The organism is Methylosinus sp. PW1 (assembly GCF_000745215.1).
Lineage (GTDB): Bacteria > Pseudomonadota > Alphaproteobacteria > Rhizobiales > Beijerinckiaceae > Methylosinus.
On the sequence record NZ_JQNK01000009.1, the window covers coordinates 2,021,567 to 2,039,067 of the forward strand.

A 17,501-nucleotide genomic window follows, 5' to 3' on the forward strand; every position below is an offset into this window, starting at 1 on the left:
TGACGCCTTTCGTCATTTGCTGCTGTCGTCGACTACATGCGTGTAGGTAGAACGCGTCGAAGAGTCTCGCAATATGCGAAAACGGTGCGTGCTTGGCGGGAAAGCCGCAAATTTCCGACCTCTTCTACTTTGTCGGAAAAAACAACGAAAAACGCGCATTTCTCGACTGTCAGCTAGTCGCGGAGCGGGGCGCGTCAAGCATGCGGCAAAGTCGCACGCCGCGCCTCGGCGCGCGAAGTCCGAACGAGCGGCCGCAGTCATCGTAGCTTCATTGCGCAGCCATCGCGCTGAGATCGGGCGTCGCTAGCTTGGCATGCCGCGACGCTCACGGCGAGCGCCGGCCTCGAGATTGGAAAAGTGTTTTTCCTTTGAAAATGCGAGGGCCACATGAACATACGTCTGCTTTTGAAGAGCGCCTGTCTCGCGACGACGGCGCTCACCGCGACGTCGATCGCGATCGTCGCCAAGGCGGATTCGTCCACGCGGACGCCGATCAAGCATGTCATCATCGTCGTCGGCGAGAATCGCACATTCGACAATCTCTTCGGCGGCTATCGTCCCGTCGCCGGTCAGAGCGTCGACAATCTGCTGAGCAAGGGCATCATCAAGGCGGATGGAACGCCCGGCCCGCATTTCTCCGAGGCGGCGCAGAACATCGGCTCCGATCTCCATCATTATGAGGTGGTGACGCCTTCGACCGGCGCCTACGCCACGCTGCCGCAGCCCTACACCACTTATGCGGCCGGCGTTCCCCAGGGCGTACCGGATACGCGCTTCCCGACCGATCTGCCCAACGGGCCTTATCAGATCAGCAAATATGTCTCCTACGCCGCCTACACCGGCGACCCCGTGCATCGCTTCTTCCAGATGTGGCAGCAGTGGGACGGCGGCAAGCTCGACAAATTCGTCTGGGTGGAGAAGACGATCGGCACCGGCTCCAACGGCAAGCCCCCCGCCGGCTTCGATCCCAAGGAGGGCGCGATCTCCATGGGCTTCTTCAACATGAACGCCTATACGGATGCGCATGGCGTCGCGCAGACCGGCGACGCGCCCTATTTCAAATCGCTCGCCGATTCTTATGCGATCAGCGACAATTTTCATCAGGCGGTGATGGGCGGCACGGGCGCCAATTTCCAGGCGATCGTCACCGGCCATGCGGCCTTCTATACCGATCCCGCGCGTCTCGACGGCTCGCCCGCGACGCCGCCCGTCAATCAGATCGAGAATCCCGATCCGGTCAGCGGCACGAATAATTATTACACACAGGACGGCTATAGCGGCGGCTCCTATGTGAACTGCCATGATCTCTCGCAGCCGGGCGTCGCCGCTGTCGATCAGCAGCTGCGCAAAAACGGGACCTATGAGCGCAAATGCGCGCCGGGGCATTACTATCTCGTCAACAATTACAACATGTATTGGAACGAGAAGCCCTCGGTGACGCGCACGCTCGGCGCGACGAAGTTCACCCTGCCGCCGCAGAAGGCCTCGACCATCGTCGATGTGCTGACCGCGCATAATGTGTCGTGGAAATATTACAGCGCCGATCGCGGCGACGATTCCACCGTCTTCGCCAATTCGGTCGATGGCGTGAATTTCCCCGTCGCCGGCGGTGCGCCCTTCCACGCCTATTGCGGCATTTGCGATCCGCTCACCGGCTATCTGCAGGTGATGACGACGAGCGAATACGCCAAGCTGCAGAACTATGGCGCTTTCCTGAAGGATCTGACCGACAGCGCGCTGCCGGCCGTCTCCTTCGTGCGTCCCTTCGAGGCCTTCGCCGCGCATCCTGCCGATTCGACCAGCCATCTCTACGAGCAATTCCTGAAGACGCTTATCGCGCGCGTGCAGAACTCCTCCGCCTGGGACTCGACCGCGATCTTCATCACCACGGATGAAGGCGGCGGCTACTATGATTCGGGCTATATTCAGCCGGTGGACTTCTTCGGCGACGGCACGCGCATTCCGCTCATCGTGGTCTCGCCCTACGCCAAGAAGGGCTATGTCGACCACACTTATTACGACCATGTCTCGCTGCTGAAATTCATCGAGCGGAACTGGAAGCTGCCGACGGTCTCGCATCTCAGCCGCGACAATCTGCCGAATCCGATTCCCTCGCGCGAGAATCCCTATATTCCCGCCAATCGGCCGGCGATCGGCGATCTCGTCGATCTCTTCGTCTTCGCCGATCGCGACCACGACGACGATCATGATCACGACCATCACGGCCATCACGATCACCGCCGTGACCGCTGAAGCATGAGTGGAGGCCGCGTCCGCAGCGACGCGGCCTCATGAAACGAAAAAAGGCCGCGCCTATCGGGCGCGGCCGCGTCATTTCGTGAGGTTGCTTCTCTTCAGAAGCCGACGCCGACGAGCACGAAGCGAGGGCAGGCGATGGTGTCGCAACGCCGCGGGGCGGGACGCAGCGCTTCCGCCACAGGCGTCGGAAGCAGCGGCGCGCGCGCTTCCATGTGGCGGCGCGGCGGCGCCGAATGATGCGCGAGCGCGCCGGGCCGCCTAGCGATGCGCCTGACCTTGCGATGCGTGGCGGCCGGCGCCGGCCGCGCGACGACCGCGCGTTCGATCACGGGCGGAAGAGGCGCGACATCGGCGACCGGAGCGGTCTCGGGGACGCGGACGTCGAGCTGGGCGACGGCGGCGGGCGCCATATCCGCCGGGGATGCGGCGGGCAATTCGAGCGCCAGTGCGGAAAAAGATACGCAAGTGGCGAAGATCGCCGCAGCAAGCCGCATGGCCTCATCCTTTCGTCTATGAAACGTCGCCTCGGACGTTCCCCGCCCGGACCTTTGGAAATTACGTTGAACGGCGCACACGCTCGAAACCGCGTCGATATTACGACGCCGAGAACCCTTCAAAAGCGTTCACGCTCTCGAATGTACCGGCACACTAGACGATTTCGCCCGCCTTGGCCAGCGATTGGGCAAGGGGGCGGCAGAGTGGCGGCGGGCATGTCGAATTTCGCGGATGCGCTATGAGCGGACATTCCTGATTTCATGCCGCATAGCCGAGCTCGACGATTGTTCTGCCTGCTTTCGGCCATGCAGCAGTTTGGAATAATCGAGCCATCGGGCAATTGACGACGTGTGGGTGACGTCGATCCTGGATCGATAACTTGCTCGAGGCAGCTTCCGGCGGGCCTAAGTTAGGACTTAGCTGACAGTTGGCTGCGAAGCGCCGGTGTCGATATCCGACGTTGTCACCCCAAAATGTGGAGATCATCGCCCGCCAGTCTCTTGCGCCCGAAAGGCCTGAACCGGGGTCCCTCTTAGCGGAAGCGCGAAGCGTTATCAGCGAGATAGTCGACAAATCGGCGAGGTGGACGCCCAGTGAGGCGTGCGGTCTCTCCGCTATCGGCGCTCGTCCAGCCTTGGGCAACAGGGTAAAAGATCGACGCAAGCATCTGCGCATGCCCTTCGGAAAGCCCGGACTTTGCAGCAAAGTCTAGGAAGCCTGCGGTGTCGACGGCTTCATAGCGGATGGGGCGGCGCAACACGGCGGAGAGTATTTCGGCGGCCTCACCATAGCTGACGCTTTCGGAGCCCGTGAGCGTAAACGCCTGTCCGTCATGTTCCGAAGTCGTCAAAGCGGTGATCGCGGCGTCTGCAATATCTCGTGCGTCGATCAAGCTCGTCCTGGCGTCACCGGCGGGTAAGGCAATCAACCCGTGATCGAGGATACCTTTGAGCCAATAGTGATGGAAATTGTCGAAGAACCAGTTCGGGCGCAGCAAGACATAGGGCGCGCCGGACTTTTCGACGAGTCGCTCCAGCTTGCGATAGGGTATGTCCTCGCTGGCGTCGACACCGATAGCCGTCTGCACAATGAGCTTAACACTGGCGGCAGCGGCAGCGTTGATGAAGCCAGCGAGCGCCAAGGGATCCGCGGTTCCGGTGGGAATCACGATGTAGGCAGCGTCAACGCCGGCCAGAGCACTTTCAAAGGTTTCCGGCTTTGCGAAATCGAGCACGACCGAGTTGTGCTGGCCACTTGAGCCGCTCCGCGACGCCGCTTTTACACGATGCCCAAGGGCGAGCAGTCTCGGGACCAGGTGTTGGCCCACTGTACCCGTCGCTGCAGTTACCAAAATCGTCTTCGCCATGATTGCCTCCGTGTCTGCCATTCCAATTTGAACTGCAGCAGGAAGACGTGCAATGATATAAACGCTCGATATAATTGCAGATCGTCTCGCCAAGGAGGTCATTGTGAATGTGCTCGACGACTGGCTACAGATGTTCTCCCATCCAAAATATCACTTGGCGCGGAGTGTGACCTGCGGCCGCTGGGGCTTTCGGCTTGAAGCCGGCTCGGCGCTCGCCTTTCATCTGATCCGGCGAGGCGAAGCCTGGCTGCGGATCGACGGGCATCCCACTACGCAGCTCGCCGAGGGCGACCTGGTCGTCCTGAGCGATGGCGCTGCGCACGAAGTCGTCGACAGTCCGCAGACGTTGGCCGAACCTGTCGAGCAGTTCGCCCGCCGTCGTTTCGATGTGGCCGAGCCTGATGGAGCGACGGAAATCTTTTGCGGACAGTTTCGGCCCGATGCGATCCGCGCCCAGATCGGTGCGGCGGCCTTGCTCCCCTTTGTGCATCTCAAGGCAGCCGACATTGAGCACGACCGCGGAATCGTAGCGCTCTCGGCGCTTCTGACTGACGAACTGGATAGTGATCGCCAGGGCAATGAAATGTTGGTTGAAAGACTGGCCGACGGCTTGCTGATTTACGTCCTTCGTAACGCCGCGGCAAAGGCAGGACACGGCCCCGGCTGGTTGTCTGCGATGCACGACCCGCAACTGGCCCGAGTTTTCCGCGCCATTCACGCCGCCCCTCAGTCCGATTGGACCGTCGAAGCGATGGCAGAGCAGGCCGGACTATCTCGGGCGGCCTTTGCACGGCGTTTCACCGAACGGGTTGGCGAAACGCCGTTGGGCTATCTTACAGCTTGGCGCATGACTTTGGCTGCTCGGCGTTTCGAGGCCGGCAAACTGCCACTCGGGGTCGTGGCGTCGGAAGTCGGGTATCAGTCAGAGGCCGCATTTAGCCGAGCCTTCAGGAAGTATCATGGCGTGCCGCCCAGCAAATATCGCATCATTGCAGCCGCCTGATAGCCGGTTGCAAAGGAAATAGGTCGTTGCTCGGCCGCAAATTTCACGCCCCTCGTGGCGCTAGCCAGCGAACGCGGAGATCGCGACACCGATCGCGTAAGTTTTTGTCAGCCGAAAGTCCGCTTCGGGTCAAAACGCGAATTTCAAAACGGCCCCGCAGCTCCGAGCGCTTTCAACGTCCGCCGCGCGGCCGCGAATAGACGCCGGTTCGGCCGCCTTCGAAGCGCCGCGATAGGCCGCCACGCGGCGTGACGGCGAGCTCGAGCCGATCGAATTTCATCGGATCGTCCATGCTCGCCTCGAACTTCGAGACGGCGAGCGTCACCACATCGCCCCGGCGCGACCAGCAGCCGGAGGCGATCTCGTCCAGCGCGCCATAGGCGAGCATATAGTCGAAGCGCCCGTCCGGCCGCAGCAGCAGCTCGGAGCCGGTCTCCATCACGCCGCTGAGATAATAATGGCCGGCGAGCGAAGGATCGCCGGCCTCGCAGCCGGACGCCGCGAAGGCGGGGAACGTCGCCGCGAGGGCGAGCCAAAAGGGTCGCGCGCGCGCCGCCCGGCGGGGGATCACTGCGCGTTCTTCATCGCGGAGGGCAGCATCGCCGGGTCTTCCTCGATCAGCTTTTCCAGGCTGCGATCGTCGATCGGCTTGGCCGCCGCCGTGGCGACCGGCTGCGCCTTCAGCCCAGTCTGATCGGCGAGCCATTCCCGCCATTGCGCATGGCTGCCGTTGAATGTGTTCTGATCCACGGCGACGGAAATTCCGGGGACATGGCCGTCGGAGCGATATTGCCAGAAGGTCCATTTGCGGTCGCCATAGCGCACCGCCGGATGATATTTCGTCGAGCGCACCCAGATCGGATATTCCGCCAGCGCGCCGGAATGCAGGATCGCCTGATAGAAATCCACCGAGCTGTAGATGATCGGCTTCTTGCCGTAATGCCGCTCCATATCCTGGAGCATGACGCGCATGTCGCGCAGCACCTCGTCCCGATAGAGCGTGCGCTTGCAGCTGCGGGAGGTGGGCGTCGCCTCCACGTCCAGCACAGGCGGCAGCGCGTCCGGCTCCACCGGCACGACGGATTTGAAGAAGCCGGTCTCCTCATGCGGGGGCCGGCACCAATAGACGAAATGATAGGCGCCGCGCGGCACGCCGGCCGCCTTGGCCGCCGCCCAATTGCGCTGGAACTTGGAGTCGAGCGCGTCGCCGCCCTCAGTCGCCTTGATGAAGGCGAAGCCGACGCCGGATTCCTTCACCGCCTGCCAGTCGATGTCGCCCTGATATTTGGAGACATCGACGCCGTGCACCGAGAATTCGGCGCTGCGCGTCGCCGGATAGGCGTGCAGCTGCGACTCAGGCACCGCATAGGCGAGATAGGTCGGGTCCTTGCGCGCGTTGACCAGCGGCGCGCTGGTCGCAAAGCGCGGGCGCGCGCTATAGGACGGATCCACGGCGCTGCCGCAGCCGGAGAGGGCCGTGGAGAGGAGGACGGCGGCCGCAGCCGCGAAAATCTCGTTCGATCGCATTGCGCGAAAATATCCCGCAAGCCGGTAACGAAGCGTTAATTCCCCAAAGCCGGCGCGATTCGCCACCGGCTCAGCCGCGCGACTCATCCCAGGCGGAACCATAACGTGGCTATGCCCAGAAAGGAACCATAGCCGACGACATCGGTGACGGTAGTGACGAAGGCGCTGGAGGCGACGGCTGGGTCGACCTTCCAGCGCTCGAGCAGCATGGGCACCAGAATGCCGCCCAGCGCACCGGCGGCGAGATTGGTGAACATGGCCATCGCCATCACCGGGCCGAGCCCGACACTCTGGAACCAATTGGCCGCGACGAGCCCAGTGATCAGGCCGAAAGCCGCGCCATTGAAGGCCCCTGTCGCCAGCTCGCGCAATATGATGCGCATGGCGTTGGAGCGGGAGAGCTCGCGCGTCGCCAGCGCCCGCACCGTGACCGTCATCGTCTGCGTCGCCGAATTGCCGCCCTGGCTCGCGACGATTGGCGCGAGCACAGCCAGCGCCACCATTTGCTGCAGCTGCGATTCGAAGGTCTTCAGCACGCTCGCCGAGATGAAGGCCGTGCCGAGATTGATGAGCAGCCAGAGAAAGCGGCTCTTGACGATCCACCAGAAGCTGTCGGTCAGCTCCTCGTCCGGGCTGACGCCGCCGAGCGCCTTGATCTCCTCGGAGGCCGCCTCCTGAATGACGTCCACGACATCGTCGATGGTGATGACGCCGACGAGCCGCTCCGCCTCGTCCACCACGGGAACGGACACGAGATTATAGCGCTCGAAGAGGCGCGCCACCTCCTCGGTGTCCTCGTCGAATTGCACGCGGCGGCGGTCCGCCTGCATGATCTCCTCGACGCGCGTCTTGGGATGGGCGCGCACCAGCGCGTCGAGAAAAACCGTGCCGAGCAGCCGATAGGCCGGATCGACGACGAAGACCTCGAAGAAATTGTCCGGCAGCTCGTCCGGCTCGGTGGCGCGGAAGAAATCCAGCACCTCGCCCGCCGACCAGAAGGGCGGCACGGCGATCAGCGTCGTCTGCATCAGGCGCCCGGCAGTGCCCTCGGCGGCCTCCAGCGAACGGCGCAGAATGATGCGCTCCTGCGCCGGCAGCGCCTCCAGGACCTCGGCCTGCTCCTTGGGCTCCAGCGTCTCCAGAATGGCGACGGCGTCGTCGCTCTCGAGCTCGCGCATCGCCTCGGCGAGCGTCGCGACCGGCAACTCCTCGAGGATTTCCTCGCGGGTCGTCTCGCCGACCTCGGTCAGAGCGGCGAAATCGAACTCGTCGCCCATCAGCTCGACGAGGCGCGGGCGTTCCTCATGATCGAGCAATTCGATCAGCGCGCCGACATCCGCCTCGTGGAGCGGGGAGACCAGCTCCTTCACATGGCCGGAATCGCCTTCGGCGATGGCTTCTTCCACCGCGGCGACGAAATCGGCGCGCGGCTCGCCGGTTTCCTCATCGCGAAAATTTCCTTCCGCAGGCGCCGATTTTTCATGGTCTTGCGACATATGGGGGCCTGATCGATGCGCGAGGGGAGCCAACGGGCCGGCGAGACCGGGACAGGGCTCCCATAACGCGCCACGCCGGGAAAGCAAACCGCCTATGCATGTTCTTTCGACTCTCTTTCGTCTTACTGCGGCTCTGCTCGCCTTCTCGCCCGCCGCCGCCGGCGCGGCCGAATGCGGCGCGCAGGCGCTGGGCGTCTCGCGGACGATCGCGATCGACGGAAGCGAGGGATTGGCGCTCGGCCTGCAGACCTATCCGCGCACGCTGGCGCTCGCCGATCACGAGGTCGTCCTCACCTTCGACGACGGCCCGGCCCATGGCGCGACCGAGCGCGTGCTGGATGCGCTGAAGGCGGAATGCGCGCGGGCGACCTTCTTTCTCGTCGGCTCACATGCGGCGGAAGCGCCGGCATTGGTCCGGCGCATCGTGGCCGAAGGCCACAACGCCGGACATCATTCCTACAGCCACCCCGCCCGCACGCTGCGGCTGATGAACGAGGATGCGGCGCAGGCGGACATAGAAAAAGGCTTCCGCGCCGTCGACGCCGCCGCAGGCTTTCCGCCCGCGGATAGCCCGCATTTCCCCTTCTTCCGCTTTCCCGGCTTCGCCGACACGCCGGAGCTGGTGCGCTGGCTGGAAGACCGCGACGTCTCGGTCTTCGGCGCCGATCTGTGGGCCTCGGACTGGCAGGAAATGTCGCCGCGCGCCGAGCTGGAGCTGGTGATGTCGCGGCTGCAGGCGGCCGGCAAGGGCATCGTGCTGTTCCACGATCCGCGGCCTTCGACTGCGGCGATGATGCCGGATTTTCTCCGCGAGCTGAAAGCGCGTGGCTTTCGCCTCATTCACATCGTCCCCGGCGAAGGACCGACGCCGATCGTCCACGCCAAGCCCGGCTGGACCTCGGCGACCGAGGCGATCATCGCCAAGACGCTCGGCCCCAAGGGCCTGCGCAGCGAGCCGCAGGAAGAAGGCCGGGGCGTCAAATCGCAGTAAAATCAGAGCTTCCCGCGGTCGCAGGCGTAGAAGCCCTTCGCGCCCCAGCAGGGGCCGGTCTGGTAGACATTGCCGAGATCGCGATCCTTGAGCCGCGCGGTCCAGACCCGGCCCTGTCGCAGCTTGATTGTCAGCGGGCCTTCGTCGATCTCGAAGATGACCTCCTTCGGCTCACGCAGGATACGGCACGACTTGGCGATCACGACACGGCCCTGGAGCTTCACGAAGCAGCGCGCCTCATATTCCTCGAGCGCGCCCGCAGGAGCGGGGGCCAGATCGGAGGGCGGCGGCGCCGGCTCCTCGGCCTCGGCGACCGGCGCCGGCGCGGCGGCGGCCGGAGGCGGCGCGGGAACTCGGACCGGGGCTCGGACGGGAGCTCGGGCTGGAGCTTGGACTGGAGCTTGGACTGGAGCTTGGACCGGAGCCGTGGTCGCCGTCGGCTCCGGGTCCGCCGGCGGGACGAAAGGCGCGGCGAGCGGCGGCGCATTGTCGAAGGCGCTGCGCGGCTTGCTCGAAAATTCGCCGAGCGCCGAGGCCGGATAGCCGAGATCCCCCGCCATGGCCGTGGTGGCGGCGAGGCCGACGGCCAATAGGGCGCCGGACAGCGCAGGTCCGACGCTCATGCCCGCGCTCATGCCCCTGTCTCCTCGCCTCATGTCCCACATTGCCGCGTCTCGTTTTCTATCATGCTGGCGCCGAAGAGGTTTCCTACGTGAGCGTGGCGGCGAAAAAGGGCGCGAGTTCGGCGCTGGAAGGGCCGCCCCGTGTCTGCGACGCGCAAGCTCGCGCGCGATAGAGCCGAAGACCGCATCCTCGCCGCATTGGCGGAAGAGGATGCGGCCGAGCGGCGCCGAGCGAGCCGGGCTCGCAGAAGCCGCGACGGATGAGCGGGTTCGATCATGGCCGACTGGAATGCGCTTCTCTATTCGACTTTCGAGACAGAACGCACGCGGCCCGCGCGCGAGCTGCTGGCTCGCATTCCGCTCGAGGCGCCGGGATTCATCATCGATCTCGGCTGCGGGCCGGGCAATAGCGCAGAACTGCTGGCCGGGCGTTTTCCCACAGCCCGTCTGCTCGGCGTCGATTCTTCGCCGGACATGATCGCCGCCGCCCGCGCGCGCCTCCCCGCCGCCGATTTCGCGCTGGCGGACATCGCCGATTTTCGTCCCGACGCGGCGCCCGATCTCCTCTTCGCCAACGCCTCGCTGCAATGGCTCCCCGATCATCGCGCGCTGCTTCCGCGCCTCGTCGCAACGCTCGCGCCCGGCGGCGTCCTCGCCATGCAAATGCCCGACAATCAGGACGAGCCGAGCCATCGGCTGATGCGGGAGGCCGCGGCCGCCGGCCCCTGGGCGCAGAAGATCGGCGACGCCTCGGCGATTCGGACGAAAATCCTCTCCGCCGAGGCCTATTACGATCTGCTGCACGAATCGGGCTGCGAGACCGATGTTTGGCGCACGACCTACGCCCATCCGCTGGCGGGGACGGACGCGATCGTGGAATGGGTGAGAGCGACGGGGCTGCGCCCGCTTCTCGCGCCGCTGACGGAGGAGGAGGCGCGCGGCTTCGTCGCCGCCTATCGAGCGGCGCTCGCCGACGCCTATCCGCGCCGGGCGGATGGAAAGATTCTGCTGCTCTTTCCGCGGCTGTTCATCGTGGCGCGCCGCAAATGAGCCGCCGCGAGCGCGCCGCGGCTCAGGCGGAGGCGGCGGGCTTGGCCAATTGCGCGGCTCGGGTCGCCTGCTCGCGGCTCGGCACCATGACCCAGGCCTCGCCGTCCAGCACCACCTTGCCGTCCACCAGGCACTCGCAGTGCAGGCGGGCGCGGCGGCCCTTCTCGATCAGCTCGACGATCTCGACGACGACGTGAATCACGTCGCCGATCTTGACCGGGGCGCGGAAATTCAGCGTCTGCGACAAATAGACCGCGCCCGGCCCCGGCAGATACATGCCGATGACGGTGGAGATCAGCGAGGCCGTGTAGAGACCATGCACGATGCGCTCGCCGAAGCGCGTCTTGCTGGCGAAATGGTCCGACAGATGGATCGGATTGCGGTCGCCGGAGAGATCGGCGAAGGCGATCACGTCGTCGTCCATGACGGCCTTCATCAAGGTCTCGCGCATTCCGACGGCGAGGTCTTCGAAATAATAGGTCTTGAAGGGCGTCGACATGGATGCGGTCACCGGCATTTGTCGCCCGGGCGGAAGAGGCCGCCGGGCCGTTTCTCCATCTACCACACCAGAAACGGCGCAAATGCAACCGGTTTGACTCCGGGCCCGGCCAGAAGCGCCCCCATTGCGGCTGCGTCCAGCCGGCGGTCCGGCGGCGGGTAGAGCTCGTCGCGATGCACGCCCTCGGTCAAGAACAGCGAGTCGAGGCCGGCGCGGGAAGCTCCCAGCAAATCCGTCGCCACGCCGTCGCCGATCGCCAGAACGCGGGCGGGAGCCTCGCCGGCGAGAGCGGCGATGCGGCCGAGAGCGGCGGCGTAGATCGGCGGATGGGGCTTGCCGGCCATCACCACCTCGCCGCCGAGCGCGGCGTAGCGCTCGGCCAGAGCGCCGGCGCAATAGACCAGCTCGCCGGCGATGCCGACCACAATGTCGGGATTGGCGCAGAGCATGGGCAGGCCGCGCGCGCGCATGCGCTCCAGCGTTCCCGCATAATCGTCCGGCGTCTCGCGGCGCTCGTCGATGAGCCCGGTGCAGACGACATAATCGGCGGCCTCGAGCGGGACGCGGCGGAATTTTCCGCCGAGCAGCCGATCGGCGGCCTCGAAAAGCCCATTGTCGCGCGGCGGGCCGAGATGATGGCAGGCCTCGCCGTCGCGCGCGACCATCTGCTCCAGCGTCAATTGCCCGGCGCTGACGAGATCGTCATAGGCGGCGCGCGGCAGGCCGAGCCCGTCGAGCTGCCGGCGGACCTCCTCGCTCGGCCGCGAGGCGTTGGTGACGAGCGCCACCTTGCCGCCGCGGGCGCGGAATTTTTCCAGCGCCTCGGCGGCGACCGGAAAATGCGTGCGCCCGTCGATGAGCACGCCCCAGACGTCGCAGAGGATCGCGTCATAGCGATCGGCGAGCTGCGACAGGCCGGAAATCTGCGGGATCGACATGTCAGAACCGCGGCTGCGCGAAGGCGGCGGCGTGGGCCTGCGGGGCGACCTGCGAGAATTGGCCCGTGGCCTCGTCCAGCGCCAGCAGCCTTCCGTCCATCACGCCGAAATAGGCGCCGTGCAGCGAGAGATAATGGCGCTGCTCCAAAGTCGCGATCCAGGGGAAGCTGCGCAGATTGGCGACGCCCTGCTTGATCGATTCGAAGGCGAGCCGCTCGACATAATCGGGCGTGAGAGGGTCTGGAATGGCGCCCGCGCGCTCCGCCGCCGGGGCCAGCAGCTTGATCCAGCTGCCGATGAAATCGCCGGCCGAGAGCGGCCGCGTATAGGGATCCGCCTGGCTCTCCGCATAGGCGCGCACGCCGCCGCATTGAGCGTGGCCGAGAATGACGAGATGATTCACCTTCAGCGCCATCACCGCATATTCCAGCGCGGCGGAAGTGCCGTGATATTGATTGTCCGGCGCATAGGGCGGCACGAGATTGCCGACATTGCGAATGACGAACAGCTCGCCCGGCCCGGCGTCGAAGATCGCTTCCGGCGCGACGCGCGAATCGCAGCAGCCGATCACCATCGTCCGCGGCTTCTGGCCTTCCGCCGCCAGCTCGTGGAATCTCTGCTGCTCGCTGCGAAACCGCCCGGCGAGAAAGGTCTCGTAACCCTTCTCGAGATGGGCGGGGAGAATGTCGCCGGGCTGCTCTGTCGGGCCGGCTTCGGTCATATTCGCTCCTCGTGACGCGCAAACGATCAACAGAATCATCGGCCGATGAGGCGTTTCCACCTCCCCCTCGAGGGGGGAGGTCGAGCGCCGAAGGCGCTCGGGAGGGGGTGACGCCCCGACTCTTCGGGCTCGACCCCACCCCGGACGGCTTCGCCGTCCGACCCTCCCCCTGAAGGGGAGGGTGGCGCGCTCCATTTCCGGCTTCCGCATGTGATCGCCAGATCGTGACAGCCGGGCGATGGCGCGCCGGCGGCGGCTCCTTTATTGTGGAGCGCGACCGACGAGGCAAGGGGAGAAAAAGAGAGCCATGATTTCGCGACCGCGACGCAGCGTGCTGGCCATGCCGGGCTCCAACGCCAGAGCGCTGGAGAAGGGCAAGACGCTCGCAGCCGATGTGCTGATGTTCGAGCTCGAGGACGGCGTCGCCGAGGCCGCCAAGGAGACGGCGCGCGAGCAGGTCGTCGCCGCGGTGAAGGGCGGCGGCTATGGCTCCCGCGAGATCATCGTGCGCGTAAACGTCTTCGATTCGCCCTGGTACGCCGCCGATATCGCCGCCGTCGCCGCGGCGGGACCGGACGCCATCGTCGTCCCCAAGGCCAATAGCCGAGAGGATATTCTGCGCGCCGCGCACGATATGAAAGCCGCCGGCGCCCCCGCCCACACCACGCTCTGGGCGATGATCGAGACGCCGCGCGCGCTCTTCGACATTGAGAAAATCGCCAGCGCAGCCGAGGAGGCGCCGCTCTCCGCCATGATGCTGGGGCCGAACGACATCGCCAAATCGACGCGGGCGCGACTGACGCCGGGCCGTCCGGCGCTGGTCGCCTGGCTCTCCGCCTCGGTGCTGGCGGCGCGTCTGCACAATGTCGACATCATCGACGGCATCTACAATGATTTCAATGATCTCGACGGGCTGCGCCGCGAGGCCGAGCAGGGCCGCGACCTCGGCATGGACGGCAAGATGCTGATTCATCCGGGCCAGATCGCCACGGTGAACGAGGTCTTCGCGCCCTCGCTGGCCGAGATCGAATTCGCGCGCAGAATCGTCGAGCTGTTCGACGCGCCGGAGAATGCGGCGATCGGCGTCGCCCATATCGACGGCCGCATGGTCGAGCGCCTGCACCTCGACGGCGCGCGGCGCACGCTGGCGCTCTACGCCGCGGCCTGAGCGGCGGCCTATCGGAGAGGCGAGGGCGACGCGCCCTCGCCTTCCTTTGTTTCGTCTGCCCCTGCTTCGCTCGCCCGCGTTTTGCCGTCCAGCAGGCAGCTCACCGTCACATCGCCCATCACATTGATCGCCGTGCGGCAGCGATCCAAGAGCCAGTCGACCGTCAGCAGCAGCGCGATATAGTCGGTCGGCAGCGCGACGGCGCGGAACACCATGGTCATGGTCACGAGACCGGCCTCTGGAATGCCGGCCGCTCCCACAGAGGCGACGACCGAGGTCAGCACCACCAGAAATTGCTGGCCGAGCGTCAATTGCAATCCCAGCAATTGCGCGACGAAGAGCGCCGCCATCGCCTCATAGAGCGCCGTGCCGTCATTGTTGAAATTGGAGCCGACCAGCGCGCCCATGCTCGCCGATTGCTCGCGCAGCCCCACTTTTTCACGCAGAAGCTGATAGGTCAAAGGCATGGTCGCCGTGGAGCTGCCGGTCGAAAAAGCCATCAGCAGCGCATCGCGCATGCCGGCGACCACATGCAGCGGGCTCGCCCATGAGCCGAGCCTGATGCGCAGCGCGTAATAGAGGAATTGCAGCGCCAGCGCGGTGACGACGGCGATGAAGAATCCGCCGAGCGCGAAAAAATCGCGAAAGCCCTTCACCCCGACGATGCTGGCGATGAGGCCGAAGACGGCGAGCGGCACGACATCGATGATCCAGTGCAGAATGGCGATGAGGCTCGTCAGCGCCACATGCACGAGATCCTCCACCGTGCGCACCTCATGCGTGCGCAGCCTACGCAACGCGATTCCGAAAGCGACGGCGATGAAGATGACGCCCATCACCGCGCCATTGTCGCCGAAAGGTCCGAGAAGACTCTTGGGCACGCTGTCGAGAAATTGCGTCAGCGGATCGGCGCCGACGGCCGCGGCTTTCTCCGCAGGGGCGGCGGGCGCCGCCGTCGTCCAGGCGCCGGGCTGCAGCACATTCGCAACGGCGAGGCCGATGAGAATCGCGACGAGCGTATTGGTGAGAAGCAGAGCGACGAGGCGCAGCGCCTGCCCGCCGCCGAGATGCGCGCGCATGAGCGCCTGCACGATGGCGAGCAGGATGAGCGGCGGCGCCAGCGCGCCCAGCAGGCGCAGGACGAGCTTGGCCGGCGTCCCGAGGATATGCGCCGAATCGCCGAGCGCGAGGCCCGCGACGACGCCGAGCGCCACCGCGACAATGATGCGCGCATAGAGCGGAATGGCGCGCCAATGCGCGATGAGGCCGGTCGTCGTCTCTGTCTCATTCGATCGCAATCTTTCGTCCTCCAATGAGCGCCGACATGAAAATGACGCGAATTGTCAACCTTATAGGTCTATTCCCGGCGTCTCGGGAGTCCCATGCTCGGCGCGTCCTTCGCTCTCATCGTCAACATAATGATCGCGGCGCTGTTCGCCGCGAGCTTCGCCTTCGTCGCGCTGACCAATCCGGCCGATCGCCGGGCGCTGTGGTTCGCCGCGAGCTATATGCTCGGAATGGTGGCCCCACTGAGCCTTTTCGTCATTCGCTTCGGCCTCTGGCCCGATTTCTTCGGCGCGCTGAACTATGTGGGCTTTTGCGCGGGCCTATTTTTGATGACGGCCTCTCTCGCCCGTTTCTATGGTCGCGGCCCGCGCTGGAGCGCCATCGCCTTTCTCTATTTCGCCGCGCTGCTCAGCGGCGCGGCGATCGGCGAATGGCCGCAGGACAGTCTCGCCTTCAACCTCGTCTATCAGACGCCTTATGCTCTGGCGACCGCCTGCTGCGGCTGGATCATCCTGCTGGCGAGCCGACGCGGGGCGCTCGAAGTGGCGCTCGCCGGCCTCTATGGGCTGATCGCGGCGCATTTCATTGCGAAGCCCTTTTTCGCGGCCGCCTTCGGCGTCGGCCGCACGCCGAGCGAATATGTCGCCAGCTCCTATGCGATCGCCTCGCAATCGGCGACGGGCGTTCTGCTGATCGCGGCCGGGCTGCTCACCTTGCTCATCGTCGCGCAGGAGGCGATCGCCGAGGCTCGCCGCGCGGCGGAGACCGATCAATTGACCGGGCTCTTGAACCGGCGCGGATTCGACCTCGCTTGCGCGCCCCGGCTCACGAGCGCAAAGGCCGGGCGCTATCCGACGACCGTCGTTCTCCTCGATCTCGATCATTTCAAGCGGGTCAATGATCGATTCGGCCATGCGGTCGGCGACGAGGTTCTGCAATATTTCGCCGCGCTACTACGGCTGACGACTCCCGAAGGCGCGCTCGCCGGCCGGATGGGAGGAGAGGAGTTCGTCGTTTTCCTGGCAGACGCGCCGCTCGCTCGAGGACGGCGCATCGCCGAGACGATCCGACAGGCGACGGCGCTGCACGCCACGCCGCGCCTGCCACAGATCACCGTCAGCATAGGCGTCGCCGAAATCGCCGCGGACGAAACCTTCTCCCAGGCGATGAGCCGAGCGGATGAGGCGCTCTATCGCGCCAAGACGCTGGGCCGTGATCGTGTCTGTCTCGCCCGCGGGGCGGGCGTGAAGGAGATCCATAGCTAGACGAGAGCTGATCGTCGCGCCGCCCTTCGTCGCTCGCTATATTGTCGCCGCCCCATGTCGCATCGAAAGGCCGAGCCGGAATGATCCGCGAAATAGCCCTTTCCCTTCTCGCTCTCGCCTCTCTCGCCTCGCGCGTCTGCGCCGCCCCCGCCGCGGAGCCGAAGTCGCAATACAGCTCTCTCCAGAACTGCCCCGCGGTCGATCGGCTGAAGCTCGCGAGCCGCACGCTGGCGAGGGGCGACAGGACCGCGATTTTCCGCTGCGCCGGCGTCGGCGGCTTTTCCGTCTATGTCGTGGACGATGATCCGCGCAGCTTCCTCGTGCTCGAGCGCGGCAAGACGCTCTATTCGCTGGAGCGGCCCATGGCCTCGGCCTTCTCGCTCGGCAATTTTCCCAATGTCACGGGCGCGAAGCAGGCCGAGTGGCGGCTCGATCCCGCCGGCGCGCCAGCCGGGCTGATCGTGCGCGTCGCCTATCAGCGCGCCGACGGCGCCGCGGCCTCCACGCTCATGGTCTTCGATCTGCGCGGCGAGCCCGTTGTCATCGGCGCAGCGAAGACGAATGAGGAGGCGCGCGACCTGATCGACGGCATGCTCGTCGCCAGAACGCTGGAGGAAAAGCTGTCCCGCGAATGCAACGCCATCTATGTCTCGCTCTGCAAGGGCTTTGCGCCCGGCCCGGAAATGCTCGGCGACTGCTTCGACGCGCGGCCCGAGATCGCCGACGAGATTCCGCAAAAATGCGTCGCCGATTTCCAGACCAATGTGGAGAATTATCACCAGGCCAAGGGCGGCCACTGACCGAGGCTGTCGG

17 protein-coding genes are annotated in these 17,501 nt (G+C 65.3%); 7 read left to right on the forward strand and 10 right to left on the reverse strand.

What is annotated here, in order from left to right; all coding sequences use genetic code 11:
• Positions 1 to 387 precede the first annotated feature (387 nt).
• Entirely contained in the window at positions 388 to 2,253 is a 1,866-nt protein-coding gene (locus tag K369_RS19235) for an alkaline phosphatase family protein (RefSeq protein WP_036293387.1), read from the forward strand.
• 101 nt (positions 2,254 to 2,354) lie between these two features.
• On the opposite strand, the gene K369_RS19240 is transcribed toward K369_RS19235, so the two are convergent.
• The gene (locus K369_RS19240) at positions 2,355 to 2,753 is read right to left on the reverse strand and encodes a hypothetical protein (RefSeq protein ID WP_156967981.1); all 399 of its coding nucleotides are present in this window, start codon (positions 2,751 to 2,753) and stop codon (positions 2,355 to 2,357) included.
• 533 nt (positions 2,754 to 3,286) lie between these two features.
• A complete protein-coding gene (locus tag K369_RS19245; RefSeq protein WP_036295910.1) occupies positions 3,287 to 4,120 on the reverse strand; it encodes an SDR family oxidoreductase in 834 nt (277 codons plus the stop codon).
• 103 nt (positions 4,121 to 4,223) lie between these two features.
• Between K369_RS19245 and K369_RS19250 the strand changes: the two genes are divergently transcribed.
• Positions 4,224 to 5,123, forward strand: a complete 900-nt coding sequence (locus K369_RS19250) for an AraC family transcriptional regulator (protein WP_084570741.1) — start codon at positions 4,224 to 4,226, stop codon at positions 5,121 to 5,123.
• 172 nt (positions 5,124 to 5,295) lie between these two features.
• On the opposite strand, the gene K369_RS19255 is transcribed toward K369_RS19250, so the two are convergent.
• The 3 genes from K369_RS19255 to mgtE form a co-directional block, all read right to left on the reverse strand.
• Entirely contained in the window at positions 5,296 to 5,694 is a 399-nt protein-coding gene (locus tag K369_RS19255; protein ID WP_051949415.1) for a hypothetical protein, read from the reverse strand.
• On the reverse strand, positions 5,691 to 6,650 hold the full coding sequence (locus tag K369_RS19260; protein ID WP_036293389.1) for a GH25 family lysozyme: 960 nt from the start codon (positions 6,648 to 6,650) through the stop codon (positions 5,691 to 5,693). Before K369_RS19260 ends, K369_RS19255 begins: the two co-directional genes overlap by 4 nt.
• 83 nt (positions 6,651 to 6,733) lie before the next feature.
• Positions 6,734 to 8,146 carry a magnesium transporter gene (gene mgtE / locus K369_RS19265; protein WP_036293390.1) on the reverse strand — a complete coding sequence of 471 codons (1,413 nt, stop codon included), beginning with the start codon at positions 8,144 to 8,146 and terminating at the stop codon, positions 6,734 to 6,736.
• Between the two features lie 94 nt (positions 8,147 to 8,240).
• Here mgtE and K369_RS19270 point away from each other — a divergent pair, with 94 nt between their 5' ends.
• Positions 8,241 to 9,137 carry a polysaccharide deacetylase family protein gene (locus tag K369_RS19270; protein ID WP_051949416.1) on the forward strand — a complete coding sequence of 299 codons (897 nt, stop codon included), beginning with the start codon at positions 8,241 to 8,243 and terminating at the stop codon, positions 9,135 to 9,137.
• A gap of 2 nt (positions 9,138 to 9,139) precedes the next feature.
• Here the strand turns inward: K369_RS19270 and K369_RS24915 are convergent, their stop codons facing one another.
• Positions 9,140 to 9,772: a hypothetical protein gene (locus tag K369_RS24915; RefSeq protein WP_051949417.1), complete on the reverse strand. Its 633-nt coding sequence runs from the start codon at positions 9,770 to 9,772 to the stop codon at positions 9,140 to 9,142.
• Between the two features lie 264 nt (positions 9,773 to 10,036).
• Between K369_RS24915 and tam the strand changes: the two genes are divergently transcribed.
• Positions 10,037 to 10,810 (forward strand): trans-aconitate 2-methyltransferase, encoded by a 774-nt coding sequence (gene tam / locus K369_RS19280; protein ID WP_036293393.1) that lies wholly within the window; start codon positions 10,037 to 10,039, stop codon positions 10,808 to 10,810.
• 22 nt (positions 10,811 to 10,832) lie between these two features.
• On the opposite strand, the gene K369_RS19285 is transcribed toward tam, so the two are convergent.
• Genes K369_RS19285 through K369_RS19295 form a run of 3 tightly spaced genes read right to left on the reverse strand, consistent with a single transcriptional unit; the run spans position 10,833 to position 12,968 of the window.
• Positions 10,833 to 11,309 (reverse strand): MaoC family dehydratase, encoded by a 477-nt coding sequence (locus K369_RS19285; RefSeq protein WP_018267432.1) that lies wholly within the window; start codon positions 11,307 to 11,309, stop codon positions 10,833 to 10,835.
• Between the two features lie 59 nt (positions 11,310 to 11,368).
• Positions 11,369 to 12,247 carry a TIGR01459 family HAD-type hydrolase gene (locus tag K369_RS19290; RefSeq protein ID WP_036293395.1) on the reverse strand — a complete coding sequence of 293 codons (879 nt, stop codon included), beginning with the start codon at positions 12,245 to 12,247 and terminating at the stop codon, positions 11,369 to 11,371.
• 1 nt (position 12,248) lies between these two features.
• A complete protein-coding gene (locus tag K369_RS19295) occupies positions 12,249 to 12,968 on the reverse strand; it encodes a carbonic anhydrase (RefSeq protein WP_026599717.1) in 720 nt (239 codons plus the stop codon).
• Between the two features lie 307 nt (positions 12,969 to 13,275).
• Here K369_RS19295 and K369_RS19300 point away from each other — a divergent pair, with 307 nt between their 5' ends.
• Positions 13,276 to 14,136: a CoA ester lyase gene (locus K369_RS19300; protein WP_036293397.1), complete on the forward strand. Its 861-nt coding sequence runs from the start codon at positions 13,276 to 13,278 to the stop codon at positions 14,134 to 14,136.
• An 8-nt stretch (positions 14,137 to 14,144) separates the two neighbouring features.
• Here the strand turns inward: K369_RS19300 and K369_RS19305 are convergent, their stop codons facing one another.
• The gene (locus K369_RS19305; protein WP_051949550.1) at positions 14,145 to 15,434 is read right to left on the reverse strand and encodes a dicarboxylate/amino acid:cation symporter; all 1,290 of its coding nucleotides are present in this window, start codon (positions 15,432 to 15,434) and stop codon (positions 14,145 to 14,147) included.
• Positions 15,435 to 15,518: 84 nt separating this feature from the next.
• On the opposite strand from K369_RS19305, the gene K369_RS19310 reads away from it, so the two are divergent.
• Together K369_RS19310 and K369_RS19315 are read left to right on the forward strand one after the other, a co-directional pair.
• Entirely contained in the window at positions 15,519 to 16,688 is a 1,170-nt protein-coding gene (locus K369_RS19310; protein ID WP_036293401.1) for a diguanylate cyclase, read from the forward strand.
• An 80-nt stretch (positions 16,689 to 16,768) separates the two neighbouring features.
• Positions 16,769 to 17,488 carry a hypothetical protein gene (locus K369_RS19315; protein WP_036293404.1) on the forward strand — a complete coding sequence of 240 codons (720 nt, stop codon included), beginning with the start codon at positions 16,769 to 16,771 and terminating at the stop codon, positions 17,486 to 17,488.
• Positions 17,489 to 17,501 lie beyond the last annotated feature (13 nt).